General features: G+C 47.1%; 16 protein-coding genes. 2 read left to right on the top strand and 14 right to left on the bottom strand.

Annotation, left to right across the window (positions count from 1 at the left end; genetic code table 11):
* Nucleotides 1-164: 164 nt before the first annotated feature.
* The 13 genes from MJO52_RS10810 to MJO52_RS10755 all read right to left on the bottom strand — a co-directional run bounded on the left by MJO52_RS10810 (nucleotide 165) and on the right by MJO52_RS10755 (nucleotide 13,364).
* A complete protein-coding gene (locus MJO52_RS10810; protein ID WP_252081671.1) occupies nucleotides 165-500 on the bottom strand; it encodes a DUF6488 family protein in 336 nt (111 codons plus the stop codon).
* 46 nt (nucleotides 501-546) lie between these two features.
* Entirely contained in the window at nucleotides 547-1,095 is a 549-nt protein-coding gene (locus tag MJO52_RS10805) for a hypothetical protein (RefSeq protein ID WP_252081670.1), read from the bottom strand.
* Nucleotides 1,096-1,159: 64 nt separating this feature from the next.
* Complete coding sequence (locus MJO52_RS10800) at nucleotides 1,160-1,855, bottom strand: HupE/UreJ family protein (protein WP_435583612.1); 696 nt, start codon at nucleotides 1,853-1,855, stop codon at nucleotides 1,160-1,162.
* 62 nt (nucleotides 1,856-1,917) lie between these two features.
* Complete coding sequence (locus MJO52_RS10795) at nucleotides 1,918-5,073, bottom strand: efflux RND transporter permease subunit (protein WP_252081669.1); 3,156 nt, start codon at nucleotides 5,071-5,073, stop codon at nucleotides 1,918-1,920.
* A gap of 78 nt (nucleotides 5,074-5,151) precedes the next feature.
* Nucleotides 5,152-6,312: an efflux RND transporter periplasmic adaptor subunit gene (locus MJO52_RS10790; RefSeq protein WP_252081668.1), complete on the bottom strand. Its 1,161-nt coding sequence runs from the start codon at nucleotides 6,310-6,312 to the stop codon at nucleotides 5,152-5,154.
* Complete coding sequence (locus tag MJO52_RS10785) at nucleotides 6,309-7,553, bottom strand: TolC family protein (RefSeq protein WP_252081667.1); 1,245 nt, start codon at nucleotides 7,551-7,553, stop codon at nucleotides 6,309-6,311. Before MJO52_RS10785 ends, MJO52_RS10790 begins: the two co-directional genes overlap by 4 nt.
* 79 nt (nucleotides 7,554-7,632) lie before the next feature.
* Nucleotides 7,633-8,586 carry a hypothetical protein gene (locus tag MJO52_RS10780; RefSeq protein ID WP_252081666.1) on the bottom strand — a complete coding sequence of 318 codons (954 nt, stop codon included), beginning with the start codon at nucleotides 8,584-8,586 and terminating at the stop codon, nucleotides 7,633-7,635.
* Entirely contained in the window at nucleotides 8,583-8,969 is a 387-nt protein-coding gene (locus tag MJO52_RS10775; protein ID WP_020415315.1) for a BlaI/MecI/CopY family transcriptional regulator, read from the bottom strand. Before MJO52_RS10775 ends, MJO52_RS10780 begins: the two co-directional genes overlap by 4 nt.
* 155 nt (nucleotides 8,970-9,124) lie before the next feature.
* On the bottom strand, nucleotides 9,125-10,057 hold the full coding sequence (locus MJO52_RS10770) for a lipase family protein (protein WP_252081665.1): 933 nt from the start codon (nucleotides 10,055-10,057) through the stop codon (nucleotides 9,125-9,127).
* A 24-nt stretch (nucleotides 10,058-10,081) separates the two neighbouring features.
* Nucleotides 10,082-10,225 carry a DUF4113 domain-containing protein gene (locus tag MJO52_RS21430; RefSeq protein ID WP_353505489.1) on the bottom strand — a complete coding sequence of 48 codons (144 nt, stop codon included), beginning with the start codon at nucleotides 10,223-10,225 and terminating at the stop codon, nucleotides 10,082-10,084.
* A 54-nt stretch (nucleotides 10,226-10,279) separates the two neighbouring features.
* Nucleotides 10,280-11,953: an FMN-binding glutamate synthase family protein gene (locus tag MJO52_RS10765; RefSeq protein ID WP_252085940.1), complete on the bottom strand. Its 1,674-nt coding sequence runs from the start codon at nucleotides 11,951-11,953 to the stop codon at nucleotides 10,280-10,282.
* Nucleotides 11,954-12,176: 223 nt separating this feature from the next.
* Complete coding sequence (locus tag MJO52_RS10760) at nucleotides 12,177-12,776, bottom strand: short chain dehydrogenase (protein WP_252085939.1); 600 nt, start codon at nucleotides 12,774-12,776, stop codon at nucleotides 12,177-12,179.
* Between the two features lie 240 nt (nucleotides 12,777-13,016).
* Nucleotides 13,017-13,364: a winged helix-turn-helix transcriptional regulator gene (locus MJO52_RS10755; RefSeq protein ID WP_252085938.1), complete on the bottom strand. Its 348-nt coding sequence runs from the start codon at nucleotides 13,362-13,364 to the stop codon at nucleotides 13,017-13,019.
* A 112-nt stretch (nucleotides 13,365-13,476) separates the two neighbouring features.
* Between MJO52_RS10755 and MJO52_RS10750 the strand changes: the two genes are divergently transcribed.
* Nucleotides 13,477-14,268 carry an SDR family NAD(P)-dependent oxidoreductase gene (locus tag MJO52_RS10750; RefSeq protein WP_252085937.1) on the top strand — a complete coding sequence of 264 codons (792 nt, stop codon included), beginning with the start codon at nucleotides 13,477-13,479 and terminating at the stop codon, nucleotides 14,266-14,268.
* Nucleotides 14,269-14,375: 107 nt separating this feature from the next.
* On the opposite strand, the gene MJO52_RS10745 is transcribed toward MJO52_RS10750, so the two are convergent.
* Nucleotides 14,376-15,233 (bottom strand): urea transporter, encoded by an 858-nt coding sequence (locus tag MJO52_RS10745; RefSeq protein ID WP_252085936.1) that lies wholly within the window; start codon nucleotides 15,231-15,233, stop codon nucleotides 14,376-14,378.
* Between the two features lie 187 nt (nucleotides 15,234-15,420).
* Here MJO52_RS10745 and MJO52_RS10740 point away from each other — a divergent pair, with 187 nt between their 5' ends.
* A complete protein-coding gene (locus MJO52_RS10740; RefSeq protein ID WP_252085935.1) occupies nucleotides 15,421-16,845 on the top strand; it encodes a serine hydrolase domain-containing protein in 1,425 nt (474 codons plus the stop codon).
* The last annotated feature ends 518 nt before the right edge of the window (nucleotides 16,846-17,363 follow it).

Here is a 17,363-nt window from a genome sequence, read left to right as displayed (position 1 = left end):
ATGCTGTCTAATTTGATACTACCAACCACATGCGCATTTAAGGCCTTAAATTCTTCATGGCATTTTCGGCCGTATAAAGTTCGACCAATATGCCTATCAGGTGTGTGAAGAATTTTCATTGAAGGCAGCGGCTAATTTACCGCTGCCAGCGTATATCTTATCAGTTAGAGGTTCTGCACTTTAAAAGTCAGAAAGTAACCTTCGGTACTTAAGAAAACCTGTAGCTGCTGATTCAGTACACCACCCTGCTCTTTTGCTGTAACAACCCACTGACGCTGATTGTTAATACGCTGCATAGCGGCGCTTAGCGGCTTGTCAGACCAGGACTCGTTAAGCTTACCCTCTTTGATTAGGCGAGCGACTTCCTGGCTGGCGATGCCTTTGGCTTCTACCATGGATACAGTGGCAAAATTGTCTCTCTCATGGTCACCATGGGCGAAAGCAAGATTTGCGAAGCCTAAGGTAACTGATACACAGATGACTCGAATAAGTTTGTTCATAATACTCTCTTTCTTCTCGGTTTTAGCGAATGTTGATCAAAAAGCGTTACTGTTTGAGTCCAATAACCTCGTAGAACCCCTTTGTTTTTAGAGTGATCTTCACAGATTCCTGACCGTTATTCTTCCAATACCAGCCATGGGAACCATCAAAAGGCGTGGTGAGAGAGCCACTCATTTTATTTGCGGTAGCAATAGCAAAGCTCTCAAAGTAGCCGGTAGTATCGCCTGTGGGTTCGCCGTGAAAATCAAAGTAAAGTTCACCACTCTCCGTTACCCACTCATATTCCAAATGACCGTATTTATCCAATTGAAATTTGTATTCAATTCCACGACCAGCGGGCACTTCAATAGTTGTAGTGTCAGTCCGATAAGCAAAGGACTGCTCGCCACGCTGCACTACTTCTGGTACAGCAATTTCCTGCTCTTGACTGTTTAATTCAGTCAGCCCCAGTGCACTGCCGATTCCAGTAGGATCTATATTGTATTCAGCCGGCAGGATTACTGTGGCCAACATAATGGCTGCAAGCACGCCAGCAGCAAGTGTGGATTTAATCAGTGTTTGTGCAGACTGCACTGGCATTTCAGTTGTATTCATTCTGTAAGCTCTAAATCTGAGTTCTTTCTGTTCAATTAACTTAATAAAGTCACTTTCTGGCTAACTAACCTACGAAGTAGCCTGTCATCTGGTAACCCACCAACATCAGTCCACCACTCATTAGTAAGGTATTTGTCATAGTGGAAAAGCGCAGAAAACTGTCAAAGCGACGCCAATAATTGATGGCGAGAAGAATAAACAGCAACGCAACAAACTGACCAATTTCTACTCCAACATTAAAGGCCAGGATATTCTCCACCAACCCATCGCTGGACAGCTTGAATTCTTGTAATTTGGTTGCCAAACCAAAACCGTGGAAGAGTCCAAAAATTAGTACGGCAGCCTTGGTATTAGGCTGGAAGCCAAAAACCCGTTTGAAGCCGCCGAGATTATCGAAGCCTTTATAGACAATGGATAATCCAATAATGGCATCGATCAAATAGGCATTCACATGGGTGTCGTTAAGCACTCCAAATAACAAAGTTAAGCTATGACCGAGCGTAAAGAAGCTTACATAGATAAGAACATCTTTTGATCGATATAAAAAGAAAATGACTCCCACCAGGAACAGCAGGTGGTCATAGCCAGTCACCATATGCTTGGCGCCAATATATAGAAAGGGAATAATAGATACCCCTTCGTTGCCGGCAAGAAAAGTCTTGGTCGCATCGTCCACTCCATGGGCAAATAGCGGTATAGATATCACCATACCTGCTATCAGCGTCATCAAGCCGAAAACTGTTTTTAAACTATTGAGCAACGTTACTATCTCCCGTTTTTAAAGTTCTAAATTCTTGTGAACCAAAGCGCACACAGGCCCAGTTAACTGGCTCCAGCCAGAGCCACTTCAGGGTTATCTTGTAAGCTCTCAGACTTGGCATTCCTGCCATGTAAAATTCTGTAGAGTGCCGGTAAGACTAAAAGCGTCAGGATTGTTGATGAGACAATACCGCCAATAACCACCGTAGCCAGTGGGCGCTGTACTTCAGAGCCAATACCAGTATTCAGGGCCATGGGCACAAAACCGAGTGAGGCAACCAGTGCGGTACTAATGACCGGACGTAAGCGGATCAGGGCGCCCTCAATAATGGCCTTTTCTATGCTGTAACCTTGGTCACGCAGGTCCCGAATAAAGGAAACCATTACCAGGCCGTTAAGGATGGCAATCCCGGAAAGTGCGATAAAACCAACGGCTGCGGAAATGGAGAAAGGGATATCCCGCAACATTAAAGAGAGCACACCGCCGGTTAATGCGAGGGGTATACCGGTAAAGATAATTGCCGCATCTTTTATGGAGCGAAGCGCCAGCAGGAGAAGCCCCATAATCAACACAAGGGTCAGCGGCACTACAATCGATAGGCGCTCAGTAGCAGACTGTAGCGTTTGATAGGTTCCGCCGTATTCAACCCAGTAACCGGGTGGTATTTCCACTTTATCGGAAACGGACTGCTGTACATCAGCAACAAAGCTACCCAGATCCCTACCCCGCACATTGGCCGTTACCACTACCCTGCGTTTACCGTTCTCGCGGAAAACCTGATTGATACCGGCAGTGAGTTCCAAGCTGGCAATTTCCTCCAGGGGCACATAGTTGCCATTGGGTCGATGAATCGGCAGTTTCTTTAGCGCATCCAAATCCTGGCGCAATACCTCTGGCAAACGCACAACAATATCGGTGCGGCGGTCTCCTTCATAAAAGCGGCCAGCAACCGTACCTCCCAGGGCGGTTGCCAGCTGCTCCTGTACCTGATTGATAGCCAGCCCATACTGGGTTAGTGCGGCCTGGTCAGGAACAATGGCGAGAACCGGTAAACCGCTGGTTTGCTCCATCTGTATATCAGCAACGCCTTCTACACTGCCAATAGCCGCTTCAATTTCACCGCCCAAACGCTCTAATTGCTCGAAATCATCGCCAAAGACTTTGATCGCCAATTCCGCACGCACCCCCGCTAAAAGCTCGTTAAAGCGCATCTGGATTGGCTGGAGAAATTCATAGCGGTTGCCGGGGATTGGCTCTACCAGCTTTGCCAGCTCTTCTACCAATTGCTCTTTCGGCTTATCCGGATCTGGCCACTGAGACCTGGGTTTTAGGATAATAAAGTTATCGGCAACACTTGGGGGAACGGCATCGGTAGCCACTTCCGCAGTACCAATTTTGGCGAATACACGCTCCACTTCGGGCAACTCTTTAATCCGCTCCTCCAGGGATTTTTGTAGTGCAATCGCTTGTTCCAGGGATGTGCCGGGAATACGCAAGGCGTGCATGGCAATATCGCCTTCATCCAGATTCGGCACAAATTCGCTACCCATTCTGCTTGCCGTATAACAGGAAACCAACACCAGTAGCGCAGCAATAGCGACAACCATGCCACGCTGGCGCAGTGCAAACTCCAAGGCCGGGCGATAAAAGCTATTCAGCTTCTCAAGTGCAGGGTTTTCCTTTTCGATCACCGGTTTGCGAAATAGCAGCGCTATGCCGGCTGGCACCAAAGTGATGGAAAGAAACATCGCAGAAAGCAGCGCAATCACCACGGTAATTGCCATCGGATGGAACATCTTGCCCTCCACTCCGGTCAGGGCAAAAATGGGTAAATACACGGCTGTGATAATGAAAACACCAAACATGGCCGGGCGAATCACTTCCCGCGTCGATTGAAATACCAGGGTAAGCCGCTCTTTAAGACTCAACTGGCCACGCTCGCGGGCGGATTCGCTGAGACGTCGCAGACAGTTCTCGACAATTATGATGGCCCCATCCACCAACAAGCCAAAGTCCAGCGCCCCCAGACTCATCAGGTTTGCACTTACGCGGGCCTGAACCATGCCGGTGATAGTCATTAACATGGCTACCGGAATGACCAGCGCAGTGAGAATTGCTGCGCGAACATTCCCCAGCAGCAGGAAAAGAACCGCGATAACCAGCAGCGCACCTTCCATAAGATTGGTTTGGATCGTGCGCAATGTCTGGTCAACCAGACCGGTACGATCATAAACCGCAGTCAATGTGATACCAGGCGGTAGGCTCTGTTTGATATCCTCTAGCTTTTCACCAACTGCACCTGCAACGGTGCGACTATTTTCGCCAACCAGCATGAAAACGGTGCTCATCACCACTTCCCTGCCGTTCTGAGTAGCCGCCCCGGTGCGCATTTCGCGCCCCTCTTCGATCTTGGCCAAGTCGCCAAGGCGAATAGCAACGCCATTCACTTCCGCAACCAGGAAATCCTTCAGTGTCTCTAACGAGCTTGCCTGCCCCGGAACCCGCAACAACCACTGGGCGCCACTGTGTTCAATAAAGCCTACACCGCGGTTACGATTATTCTCCTCGATCGAGCGAATCAGGTCTTCCTGCGTCAGGCCGAATGCCAGCAGTTTATCCGGCTCTATAGCAATCAGAATTTCTCTCTTGAACCCGCCGATCGGATTGACTTCCACCACACCAGGTACACGCAGTAACTGCGGGCGCACAATCCAGTCATGCACCGAACGCAAGTCTTTAGGTGTTACGGCACTGCCATCAGCATTGGTGGCTCCAGGTTCAGAGTCCACTGTGAACATAAAAATTTCACCAAGACCCGTGGCGATGGGTCCAAGCTCCGGCTCCAAACCAGCAGGCAGTGCACCACGTACACTAGTGAGCCGTTCATTCACTAACTGGCGGGCAAAATAAATATCGGTGCCATCTTCAAAAATCACCGTAACCTGGGACAACCCATACCGCGAAACGGAACGTGTATAAGCAAGGCTCGGCAATCCAGCCATTGCATTTTCCACAGGGTATGTAACCCGTTGCTCAACTTCTTTTGGGGTATACCCCGGTGCCTCCGTATTAATAACCACCTGGATATTGGTAATATCTGGTACTGCATCAATGGGCAGCCGGGTGAAATTCCAAATGCCCAAACCGCACAGTAATAGCACAAGGGCAATAACCAGTCCGCGATTTTGAATTGAGGTTCTTATCAAGTACTCAAGCATGTCGAACCCTCAGTGATCGTGGGATGCACCGGACTTTTCAATGTCCGCTTTAATGATGTAGCTGTTACCGGTGACATACTAGATTCCCGGTCGAATCCCCCCCAGCACTTCAACCCAATCACCGGCTTCACGCCCTAACTCCAACATACGCACTTCATACTGGTCGCCCACCTTGGCATAAACGACAGTAAAATCGCGGAACGCCTGTAAACCGGAACGCTTGACGGCAAGAGGCACCTCATATTCAGCAACTTGGATATCGCCGCTTACAAAAGAACCCGGTGCGAGGCCTGCGGGAATATCTTGCAGTGACACTCGAACGGCGGTGGCCTGATTGGGTTTCATCAAAGTATCAATTTGTTTCACTACCCCGAGCAGAGGAGTATCCAAGGACTTGATATTGACGGAAACGGGCGCGCCCTGGCGAATCTGGGGGCGTGTCGAGGGAAAAACATCCAGCTCTGCCAACAAAGCAGTATCATCGGCAACCATTAATAAAACTCGACCTGCGGTCTGTTCACCAGGGTTTACATTGCGCTGGACTACTACACCGGCAATTGGTGATTGAATAGTGTAGGTGTTTAGGTTTTGATTGCTGTTAATGGCAATTAGGGGTTGCCCTTTTTTAACGCGCTCCCCCAATCCCACCTGCACAGCTTCTACATAGCCGTCGAAACGTGCACTAATTTCACGTACCTGCTCTGGGTCTACCATAAGCCTGCCGTAAGCGCGGCTGGTTTCACTCATCCTGGCTGGGCCAACGGTTTCCGTATCAATTTCCATGGATTCAGCAATACCGGATTCGATACGGGTTCGCCCCTCAAAGTTATCATATTGCCAACGGTGTTCTTGCCCCTGGTACTTGGCTGTTAGAGTCACAACAAATGAGTGGGGCTCATAGATCACCATATCACCACGCAGATAATCCCCCTCGGGCCTGAATTCGATGTGATCCTCTCCATCTCCAAGCCTTGTAAGAACCACTTTAAGATCAACCTGCTGAGGATTAACCAGCTCTCCATCATTACTCACCCAAACCCGAAACTCTGGGGGAACACCAGTTTCATATATACTTAGCTCAACGGCAAAATCACCTTCTCGCAACATGCGCCCACGATTGGGCCCTTTTTCCGGTTCCGCCCCTGCGACAGCTCCGGCCGCATAGACACTGCCGCTGCCACTAAGGAACAAGGAAAGTAAAGCACTGAATATCAGGCTGGAAAAAACTGCGGATCTCATATCTCGCTCTCGCTTATCTGTGCCACTGACAGGCCGGTGAGTTTTTCAATTTCAATCAGGCTAAGGTGTGCGTTGTACTGTGCCTGGAGCAGTGAAAGCTGCGCATCGGTAAGTCCCTGTTGGGCTAGTGCCAATTCCGAGTAGTTATAGCGGCCACGTCGATAGGCTTTTTGCGTAGCGGTGAGCGCCTTATCCAGACTGAGAATCATCTTTTCATTCAGGGCGGCAGCCACGTGCCGGTGATGCTGTAGCCTTTGGGTCATCACAAAGAGTTGTGTATCCAATGCAATCTCTTTCGCATTTCTTTCTGCTCGGAAACGATTCTGTTCCGCCCTCAAAGCAGATACCTTGCCGCGATTGCGATCGCCCTTTCCTAGTGGGATTGCGAAGCCGGCCACCAATCCATAATCTCCGCTCGCTTCGTTGCGACGAATTCCTGTATCAATCCGCCACTGAATGCCCGCTTCTGCACGTGCCAAATCAATTTCCGCCTGCTTCACGCGCTCGCGGCTCATGAATATTTCCAAATTTGGGTTGCTCGCAACCAAGCTTCGCAATCTAGATAAATCAACTTCTGGAATGACACTGGAAAGAGAGCCCGCCACCCCAAGAAAGCTGGGCTCTCTGGAGCCCCACTGGGCAGCTAATTGATATCTGGCAATATCCAATTCGTGTTCGACATCTTCCACAGCTAAGAGTCGACGCTGCAAATCGACTTCAGCCCGAAAAGCATCGGCTTCATTCGTTCTGCCAACACTAACCTGACGATTAATTTCAGCGGTCATATTGCGAGCCAGGTCGACAGCTGTTTTAGCAATTTTCAGGCGTTCCTGGTGCGCCAGGACCTGGAAAAAGTAACGCGCGGTATTAGCGGCAATTTCCAATTCAAGAACCTGCTTTTGGGCCTCAATCACAGGAGTCTTGCTGCGTGCAGCCAATACACGTTTTTCTGCGAGATCACCCTGTAATAGCCAACTGATGCCGACTGTTACCTGGGAACTGTCGTTGCCATCGCTGCTCTTATCCTCTCCCACCCCCTCAGCGGCAACACTAAGCTCCGGTCGTGGTCCTAGCTTGGCGTGCTCGGATAGAGCATCCACAGCTTCAAACTGATATCGGTAACCCGCCAGTTCAGGGTGATTTTGCAAGCTTTTAAGAATTGCCTGCTCATAAGTGAGGCCCGATAACTCCTCGCCCTGCTCTGCCCTAAGGGCCCCACTCAATGCGACTAAAATGAACACAGCCCCGGCCATAAAAAACCGATCTATAGTCGGTTTTTTAGTTATGACTAAACGCAAACAATTAAACACTTCGGCTTCCTTAGTGGGAGAACAGGGTTTCGACGGTGTGGTGGAGCGCATCCACCGACACAAGGCAAGTGCCAGTGAGAACTACAAACAATCCAGCTAACAATAAAGGGGATAAGTTGCGCCCCTTATTATCAGACAGCAAGTAACGTATACGGGCATCCAACTGGTCAAGAGCGAAATAACAGACCAATGCTGAACTTCTCTCTTTGGGCTGCAACCCATTGGAGATACGGGTTACCTTAAGCAGGGTTTGGGCGATAAAGGTCTCACTCCACCCCTGCCTATGGGCATAAGCGTCTGCACGCTGCTCCATACACAGCGCCATCTGCCGATTCAGATAATTCCCCAAACGCGTAGGGAAAAAGCTGGCAAACAAAGCGAATATTAATTTCTTCAGAGGATCAAATTTTTGCGCATGGGCTTCCTCATGTAGGCGCACCACCTCAAACTCTTCCGCTGTTAACTGGTCTCGCAGACCGCTGGTATAAAACCCTTGTGGACGGAGCAGACCACTGGTGAAAGCTTGGGAACCCTGGGCCTGGATAATACTCTGATCAGACTTATCCCTTTCGCAAAGTTGCATTAACAATCGGAGCTGCGCCAAATGACGATGGACTCGTTTAAAACTTTGAAACACCAAAAACCCGGTAAGGAAAAGAAACGCAATGGTAAAAACACCATGCCAACTGTAGAGATTAAAAGCGTTGATATGGTGCCAGTGCGCCAGAGATGCAACGCCCCCTAAAAGGTTTGGGAATGCCAGGATAACAGCGGCAGAGAAAGCCGCGAACCACGGCAGCAATACCGCGCTCCATAGCAGTAAACGCCGACTACTGGCAGACAAGTGAAGTGAATGCCGGGAAGCATAAAGGCAGGCAGCTGACACCAGTATAATGCCGACAAACAGGCCAAGCACCGCAATAGTCAGCAGGTTTAGCCAGAGTGCAACCTGCCCCAAAATCATTCGCGATCACCCTGCTGGCGTTTTACCTTCTGGCTTTCGATCAACTGCTCCAGTTGCTCTAATTGACTTTCGCTCAGTTCCGATGAGATAGAGGTAAATGCGGCTACCAGCCCGTTCTCATCATCAACAAACTCACGAGTAACGTCTTGAATCAGCTGCCCGACAAACTCATAGCGCTCCACTGCCGGGCTGTATTGGAATGCATGCCCCTGCTTCTCCCGGGACAGCAAACCTTTCTTGTAGAGGCGGTCCAGCGTGCTTTGGATGGTATTGAGAGATCCTCCACGGGCCCGGCTCAAGTCCGAGTGGACCTGTTTGGCATCCGCAGATTTTCTATCCCAGAGATATTGGAGCACCTGTTTCTCAAGATCGCCAAGTCGCATAGACCATTATTCCAACAGTGAAAATCATTCTTTAAGTGATGGTAGAACGTCAAAAACCGATCGTCAATAGGTTTTTGATCTAGACTATGGATACATCAACTAAAGCCTCCTTACTAAACTGTTATCAAGCGGTGAAAGTATTGGACGAATGTTAGTTAGGTATAATCAGGGCTCGCAAGGATTTGTCCGCTTATATTTTTTATATAGCGATCTATTTTGTGGTCAGATAATGATTTGTATTGACGACTTAATATGTCGTCTAATAAATCAAAATGTCCTGCAAAATTCTCTGTAGGTTTCATCTCAATCTTATTACGAATGTTATTTATATTTTCTTGAAATTGATGGAACTCATCCAAAGTGAGGGGTTCGGGATCTGGAGATATTGGAAGAAAGCCAGCCGAAATTTCTTGTATGTCCCCGTTTGCATCAAAATGATAAAGAGAACCTGCATGCTGGAATCCTGGTGGGATTCTAGTAATAAGATCCCTATTGTTAACAAACCGAAAGAAACTGTCTGGGTATGAACTTCTTATTGTTTCAGAAAAATCTTGATGCCCTGTACGAGGTTGCCCAAATGTACAAATACCATAGATTTCAAACTTACTACGCCATTCTACACTAGCAATTGCTGCTAAGGCTCCCCCTAAACTATGCCCAGTTATCCACATAGGTTTATCCTTGGGAAGATGCTCTATTAGCAATTTTTCAACATCATAAAACGCATCAAAAAAACCATTATGCACAGTGCCATAGTTGGGGTTGTGAATTGGAAATAAGTTAATATTTCCAACCCAGTCGCCAATTCCTTGAGTCCCTCTAAATGATAACAATACGTGTGAATTGGTTTCAGCAAGAAAACACTCAGTATTTTTTATATCCAGAAATAAAGCGTATAAGTAGCCCCAATCATCTAATGCTGTGCTCTCGACAACTTCCTTCTCCTCATATGATAACTTGCTAGCGAGTGCCATAGAGAGAACACTAGGCCATGAGAAACCGGGGTTTGCCAAGCTATTAATGGAGAAAATCACAATGAGGTGCTCCGCTAAATGTGGAAAAATCAACAAAATGCGCCAAGTACTCACTTCTAGAATGGATCTTCATGTTATTCAGCTTTGCACTCTCTTTAGCCTAAAGAAGTATAGGTCACAGATGGTATTGGCTGGCGATGTAAACGCCTGCCGCACTTTCTGTTCATTCTGAATATCTTCAGCACCTAAAAACAGAGTTGCTAGGCCAAACTTTTTGTTGATTTAGTCCATCATTGGTATGGTCTCCCCTGCCTTATAGGCGTTCATGATCCCTGGTCAACTGAGCGCAAGCTCAGCTGTGCCGGCCTCGCTTTCCGAATCGATTCCGGCTGGGTCGTACTCGGTTGGATCAAAACTGTCGGCACGTGCCATGCGCCAGGCCCGGACATAGAAGCCCCCCTCGTTATGCGCCCTGAGCAATTCACCTGGCTTGAGGTAGACGTGGATTTGCGAAAATAGCTGAACTTCTGTGCCACCGGTACGGCGTACTAGGTGTTTTCCTTCTAGCTGTGCTGGATGCTCTAATCCGGCGGCGGCTAACATCTCGGCCAGGGTACTAAGGGTGTTGTGGTGGAAATTATGTACCCTGTCGGCTTTCTCCGGCACCACCAGGGCTCGCTGTCGCAGCTTGTCTTGGGTGGCTACGCCCGTGGGGCACTGGTTAGTGTGGCAGGATTGGGATTGGATACAGCCGATTGCAAACATAAAGCCGCGTGCCGAGTTGGCCCAGTCGGCCCCTATAGCCAGCACGCTGGCAATATCGAACGCCGAGATTATCTTGCCGCTGGCACCTATCTTGATCTTGTCTCGCAGGTTCAGGCCTACCAGGGTATTGTGGATAAACAGTAGGCATTCGCGCAGGGGCACGCCGATATGATTGGTGAATTCCAACGGTGCAGCTCCAGTACCCCCTTCCTTGCCATCTACCACAATAAAATCTGGCAATATGTCACTTTGGAGCATGGCCTTTGCGATGCCCATAAACTCCCAGGGGTGTCCGAGGGCCAGCTTAAAACCCACTGGTTTACCGCCGCTAAGTTCCCTCAGTTGTTTGATAAAAGCCAGCAACTCAAGGGGGGTAGAAAAGCTGCTGTGGCTCGAAGGTGAGATGCAGTCCTCGCCCTCAGGCACGCCGCGGGTGGATGCTATCTCCGCAGTCACCTTGTGCCCGGGTAGGATGCCGCCATGGCCGGGCTTGGCGCCCTGGCTGAGTTTTAGCTCAATCATCTTAATTTGCGGGTTACGAGCGTGTGCCTTGAAGCGGTCTGGATCGAAGCTGCCGTCCTGGGCTCGACAACCAAAGTAACCCGAGCCTATTTCCCAAATCAGATCGCCGCCGAACTCGCGATGATAGGGGCTGATGCTGCCCTCCCCTGTATCGTGGGCAAAGTCCCCTAGCTTGGCGCCCTTGTTCAGGGCCCTGATGGCGTTGGCACTAAGGGACCCAAAGCTCATAGCGGAGATATTGAAGATCGAGGCCGAATAAGGCTGGCTGCACTGGGGTCCCCCTATGAGCACCCTGAAGCTCTTGTGCTCTCTGACCTCCTTGGGGCGTATGGAGTGATTGATAAACTCAAAACCAGGTTCGTAGACGTCTATCAAGGTACCAAAGGGTTTGGATGCATTCTCATTCTTGGCCCGGGCATAGACCAGGGAGCGTTGGGCCCGGGAAAAAGGTAGCTCGTCTTCTTCTCCTTCTAACAGGTATTGGCGTAGCTCTGGGCGAACACGTTCCATGAGATAGCGAATATTGCCCAATATGGGGTAGTTACGGCGCACCGCATGGGTTTTTTGAATCAGATCGTAAATTCCTAGGAGACTCAGAAGGCTGCTGATTGCGGCAATAGGCCAGAGCCAGGAGTAAGAGTCCAACAGAGGCAGGCTGACGATAGTCGTGAGAACACAACAGCCAAAAAATGTATAGCGATTGAGCAGGAATAGTTTCATCATTGTATTTCGTACAGGCTATTGCTGTTTTCTCTCCTTGAAGGATGTATTTTCTACCAGCTCGGAGTCAATCGCATTTACGTGGATATTCTATGTAGTTACTTCACTAACTCACGTCTTGATCAATCTCGCCAAGAAAAAGCTAGTGTATCAATTAATACATAACCATCAATAAACTGCATATCATCGATATAAAAAGTCTCACAATAAGTTTCAGTTTTGAGGGTTATATATAATCCACTACGTCAAAAGACTGCCCAGTTTCATTGGTTAAAACTGCATGACGATACGCTTTTGCAGAGTCCGACGCTGAGATGCCGCTAGAACTATCCATACCCATCATATCCATGGTTTCTTTCACAAAATGTGGACTAACAGCATTCAAACGAAGCTTATGGCCGAGCTCTAACGCTGTGGCTTTCACAAAGGATTCAATGGCCCCATTTACCAGGCTGAGTGCAGAACCGCCCCGCATAGGATGTTGAGCCAAAACACCTGAAGTTAAAGTGATACTGCCACCCTCTCGAATATAGTCACGGCCAATCTGGAAAATACTAATTTGCCCTAACAACTTACTGTTGATAGCTGCCTTAATTTGATCAAATGTCAGTTCCTCAACTGGCGCAAAAACTGCATTTCCTGTGGCTGAAACTACTGCGTCAACTTGGCCGACTTTCTCAAACATGTCCTTGATAGATGCCCTGTCCTCAATATCAACTCTGTAGTCGCCTTTGCTGTGACCTACTTTTACAACTTCATGGTCTTTAAGTTCAGCCACAACTGATTTACCAATGGTTCCGTTAGCGCCAATCACTACAATTTTCATGCTATAACCGTCCTTAGTTTGTTAATTAAAACATTCAGCTATTCTTTGGTCATAATGGAAAAGTTGTGCCTAGAAATACACCACGTTAAAGGTTTTAGTGTAGCTATTAATCAAATGGAATCTTGTGTTCCGGTTTACCTTCAAACTCAACTCTTATCAGATAGCTTGCGCAATATATATTGGAAAACGTAGTGAAATGGTTTTGATTTGGATGTGAATATGATCCTTGTAGGTAATTTTTCACTGTGAGTTCATTTGATCTATCTCATCTTGCAGTTTCTCTAATTCCTCCAATACATTTAAAAATTTTTTACCAAATTTTGTAACTGTGTATTCAACCCTGGGAGGAATTTCGTTATAGCTCACGCGTTCCAAGATACCAAACTCTACGTTTTTACGGAGACATTCATTAAGCACTTTTGCGCTCAGACCCTCCACACTGCGTACCATCTCTCCTGGTCGATTTATTTCCAAAGCCAGCAAGCGGTAGACTGTAAGCGACCATTTACAGCCATAGATAGTCTCAACCATCCGGGCGCTTTGCTTTGGTGGCGCCTTTCTTAGGACTTTCTTTTTGTTTGGTTCCATAAATACTTACCAAAAAGTAACTAATACACCGAATTGTACCTACTTTTCATCAGGGCTTTGCTTTGCCTAGACTACTTGCACGCTATCTACATTATCTTATCGAGGAAAATTTGTGAACGAGACTATAGTTGAAGCTAAAGACAAAGATAGACGTGAGTTGGCCCTTGTTGTGGGAGGATCAAGTGGAATTGGGCTAGCTACTGCGGAGCAGCTGATAAAACAAGGGATAACGCCCATAATCGTTGGTAGTAAGGAAGCAAAGCTAAAAAAGGCAGAGGATTATCTATCTACCTATGGTGAAGTGAAAACGCTCCAGGCAGATCTTTACCAAGAAAAAAATGTCAGTGCTCTCATTGAGCTTATCGAGAAAGATGAAGCTCATTATCGATACTTGGTAAATGCTGCGGGTTATTTCAACCCCAAGCCATTTCTATTGCATGAAAATGATGACTATGACAGATATCTAGAAATCAATCGTTCGTTATTTTTTATTACCCAAGCTGTTGCGAAGAATATGATAAAGCATGGCTCTGGTAGTGTAGTTAATATTGGTTCTATGTGGGCCCAGCAAGCAATTAAAGCCACTCCATCTTCAGCATATTCAATGGCAAAGGCTGGGCTCCATGCCCTAACCCAGCATTTAGCCATGGAGCTTGCCGAGTACAACATAAGAGTTAATGCAGTCTCTCCAGCAGTCGTGAAAACACCAATTTATGAGAACTTTATTGATCCAAATGAAATAGATGAAGCACTATCCGGATTTGATTCTTTCCACCCCATTGGGAGAATTGGTGTGCCAAATGATGTTGCAAATGTTGTTAACTTCCTTCTAGGTGGAAACTCTAGTTGGGTTACCGGTGCAATTTGGGATGTAGATGGTGGTGTTATAGCTGGAAGAAACTAACAGATATCTATTAAGTTATTCTTTGTGAAGATAAAAAGCTCAAGTATGCCTAGTTAAATACTGTGGCTGAATCAGTCATAAGATTTGGCCACACTCTGACCTTTCTATCAGTAAGTTAATGAAAACCTTTTCTTAAGTAACAATATTGCCCAGCTGGAAAGTACAAATGGTGCTGTTAATACAATGATGCCAGCATTGATAAAAGCCATTGCTATGGGCACGGTTAGTGCACTCCCCACAAGTGGAGCAAACCATAGCTTACTTCTACTTGTTAAGGCAATAGCACAAAGTGATGCATTGTAGCCAAAGATTCCGGAAAGAATGAGTGTTGTCGATAAAGATAGAAGCTCAGCCAATAATGTAGCAAATAGCCCACCAATGATGCCCCAAAGGGCATGTAACTTATTGGAAATGAAAATCCCAAGCAAAAAACAAGCCCCCGTAATGGCATTATTTTGGAAGATAATCTGTCCTATACCTTCGAATATCCCCCAAGTTGAGATTTTCTCACTCATCGATGTTATAGCTGGCTCTAGATTGAGTGCCGGAGCCATGGCCCAGATAACCCATATCACCATAATGTATGGTGCGGTATATGCTGGAAGAGGAAAGTGAATCATCATTAAGCGCATTATTAAAACGGTTAGAGCGCTTCCAGCAATAATTAAGAAAACGGTGATTGATGATGGTGCATATAAAGAGAAAATGACTACACCAATCAATGCACCATTGTATCCAAATAGCCCCTCTTCAATATCATTCACCGGATAATGTTCAATATGTGCAAAAATTGTTGAGGAGATAACACCAACTAGGACTCCAATAGCCATGGTGATGGAGTTAACTGCCACACCAAACAAAAACAAAGCTCCACTCAATGCGTTCTTCTGTAGGATGACTTGGCTAATTCCCCTGAGTAGGCTGACAAGGAAACAACTGACCTTTGTGGATATCGATTTCTTCATAAGTCGCTCAATCTAATTCACTCCTTTGTACTCATTGACAATATGACGAATGAAATACTGAAACTTCTGTAGATATTGGTAGTCGATACTCTTTCAGCAATTTGATTGTTTTAAATTAACTATTGGTTAGGTATTGTAAACGTATATTGATTTTCCTGACTGACTTCTTCAATAGGTACTGATCGCCATGGATCGACGTGATTTTTCTAAAGTTTTTTTGGGGGCTGCCATCGCATATACCCTGCCCCAGCCACTCTTTGCGTTAGACGCTTTATCAAATAATACAGCGAAAGGTGTAGACGAGCTTCAACGTCTTGTACGTCATCGTATTCTTAAGCAGCATGGGGCACATGCCGCGGTTACAGGCACCCTGAAGCCCTCTGGTCGTCGCATCATTACCGTTCGGGACCCTGAAGCCAAGGATGACTACCAGCTAGGCGGTGATACCATTTTTGAAGTTGCCTCGCTAACTAAGATTTTTACCGCTCTGCTACTAGCTGTTGAAGTCGTACATAAGCGCGTAAGGCTCGACGACCCACTTCAGGATTACGTACCAGATGGAGTAAAGGCTCCAACTTTTAAAGGACGACAAATCACCCTCACCGACCTGGCTACACATGGTGCTGCATTGCCGCTTAGGCCCAACAACCTTGCTACATCGGTACCCGATGCGCCGAATAAATATGCAGGTTATTCCTTTGAACAGCTCTATGGCAGCTTACCAAGCTACCATCTACAAACTAGTCCAGGCTCTCAATTTAACTATTCAAACCTGGCTTTTGGACTTTTAGGTCAAGGCATTGCTTTGAAGTCAGGCCGCTCTTTTGCAGAGATACTGCGAGAGCGTGTGACAGAGCCACTAGGGTTGAGTGACACTACTTTAGAGGATGACCCGAGAAAGGCAGCACGACGCGCTCAAGGCCATGACTTTTACCTCAGCCCGATTGGCCCCACTAGTGATGGTGTGCTCGCTCCGGCTGGTGGTTTGCGCTCTACTGCCAACGATCTCCTCACTCTTCTCGACTTGTTCACCAACGGCCAGGGCCCTAAGGATTTGGTGGCTGCCTCGCGTTTGATGTTGTCGGTCGATAGGCCTGGAGGCAGTGATATCACTCGTATGGCCCTGGGTTGGCGCAGAACGACGACCCATGGAGAAACCTATTATTGGTCTAACGGCAGCAGCGATGGATCACGCACATTTATGGGCTTTAACCCAGCACGGAGAGCCGGTGTTGTTGCCTTGGCAGATGCTGCGAGTGGCGAAGGATTAGACGATATCGGCCACCATTTTTTGAACCCCCAGCAAACAGTATCTACTAAGATCGTCCCTACCCCAGATTTCATTACTTTACCTGAGAAAGTTCTTTTAAGGGGAATCGGACGCTATGAGCAGGCTAAGGACGATGTCATCGAGATTAGTCGTGGCTATACGGGCCTTATTGTTTCAGCGGGATACGGAGAGTTCGTCATTCGACCGCAATCATCCACACTATATGCATCTAAGATGGTACCAGGGCTAACTATCGAATTTGAGGGAGCCGATGTGGGCCCTGTTGTTTCGCTGACCCTCCGCCAAGATGATAAAACCTATATCTACAAGCGTGTACCTTAACTTGGAAGTCCAGAGAAGAGCTCAAACTCTTCTCTCTATTATTAAGAAGGCCCCTACCCACTCAACGTACAGTAAGAACACATAGTTTTTATACTTCGTGACTGGGATGGAATTGACAAGAACGAATTACATAGCGGCCGGCGATCACCAATTGTTAACATAATCCAACATTAGCAAAAGACAGTTCAAGTTTTTGTGGTTTCAGCGGGCCACATGGGAAATAGTTGAAAACCCCAGCGCAAAATCATCTGGGCTTAATTTAGGGGGTAAGTTTATCTCTTAAAATGGGTAACTTGGTGTTTTCATTTTGATCTTAGAAATTTAATTAGATCAATACCTCCTGGTGAGATGCATGCTGAATCGATTGAATTTATTTATGTATACGCTTGGGGTTTCTCAATAAGTTTTGAGGGGTATTTCTGAGAGGTTTTTCCGCCTTTGTGTTGAGATTACTTGCAGAAATTCATTTCTCTACTAATTACATACCTTATCCCTACGTCGTTAAGGATGCTCAGAAT

The organism is Microbulbifer variabilis, assembly GCF_023716485.1.
GTDB lineage: Bacteria > Pseudomonadota > Gammaproteobacteria > Pseudomonadales > Cellvibrionaceae > Microbulbifer > Microbulbifer variabilis_B.
This window is presented reverse-complemented; position numbering and strand designations above follow the sequence as displayed.

What these genes read in the sequence shown, in the direction of transcription:
- MJO52_RS10810 (WP_252081671.1), bottom strand. Translation starts at nt 500, where the DNA reads ATGAACAAACTTATTCGAGTCATCTGTGTATCAGTTACCTTAGGCTTC.
- MJO52_RS10805 (WP_252081670.1), bottom strand. Translation starts at nt 1,095, where the DNA reads ATGAATACAACTGAAATGCCAGTGCAGTCTGCACAAACACTGATTAAA.
- MJO52_RS10795 (WP_252081669.1), bottom strand. Translation starts at nt 5,073, where the DNA reads ATGCTTGAGTACTTGATAAGAACCTCAATTCAAAATCGCGGACTGGTT.
- MJO52_RS10790 (WP_252081668.1), bottom strand. Translation starts at nt 6,312, where the DNA reads ATGAGATCCGCAGTTTTTTCCAGCCTGATATTCAGTGCTTTACTTTCC.
- MJO52_RS10780 (WP_252081666.1), bottom strand. Translation starts at nt 8,586, where the DNA reads ATGATTTTGGGGCAGGTTGCACTCTGGCTAAACCTGCTGACTATTGCG.
- MJO52_RS10775 (WP_020415315.1), bottom strand. Translation starts at nt 8,969, where the DNA reads ATGCGACTTGGCGATCTTGAGAAACAGGTGCTCCAATATCTCTGGGAT.
- MJO52_RS10765 (WP_252085940.1), bottom strand. Translation starts at nt 11,953, where the DNA reads ATGATGAAACTATTCCTGCTCAATCGCTATACATTTTTTGGCTGTTGT.
- MJO52_RS10760 (WP_252085939.1), bottom strand. Translation starts at nt 12,776, where the DNA reads ATGAAAATTGTAGTGATTGGCGCTAACGGAACCATTGGTAAATCAGTT.
- MJO52_RS10755 (WP_252085938.1), bottom strand. Translation starts at nt 13,364, where the DNA reads ATGGAACCAAACAAAAAGAAAGTCCTAAGAAAGGCGCCACCAAAGCAA.
- MJO52_RS10745 (WP_252085936.1), bottom strand. Translation starts at nt 15,233, where the DNA reads ATGAAGAAATCGATATCCACAAAGGTCAGTTGTTTCCTTGTCAGCCTA.
- MJO52_RS10740 (WP_252085935.1), top strand. Translation starts at nt 15,421, where the DNA reads ATGGATCGACGTGATTTTTCTAAAGTTTTTTTGGGGGCTGCCATCGCA.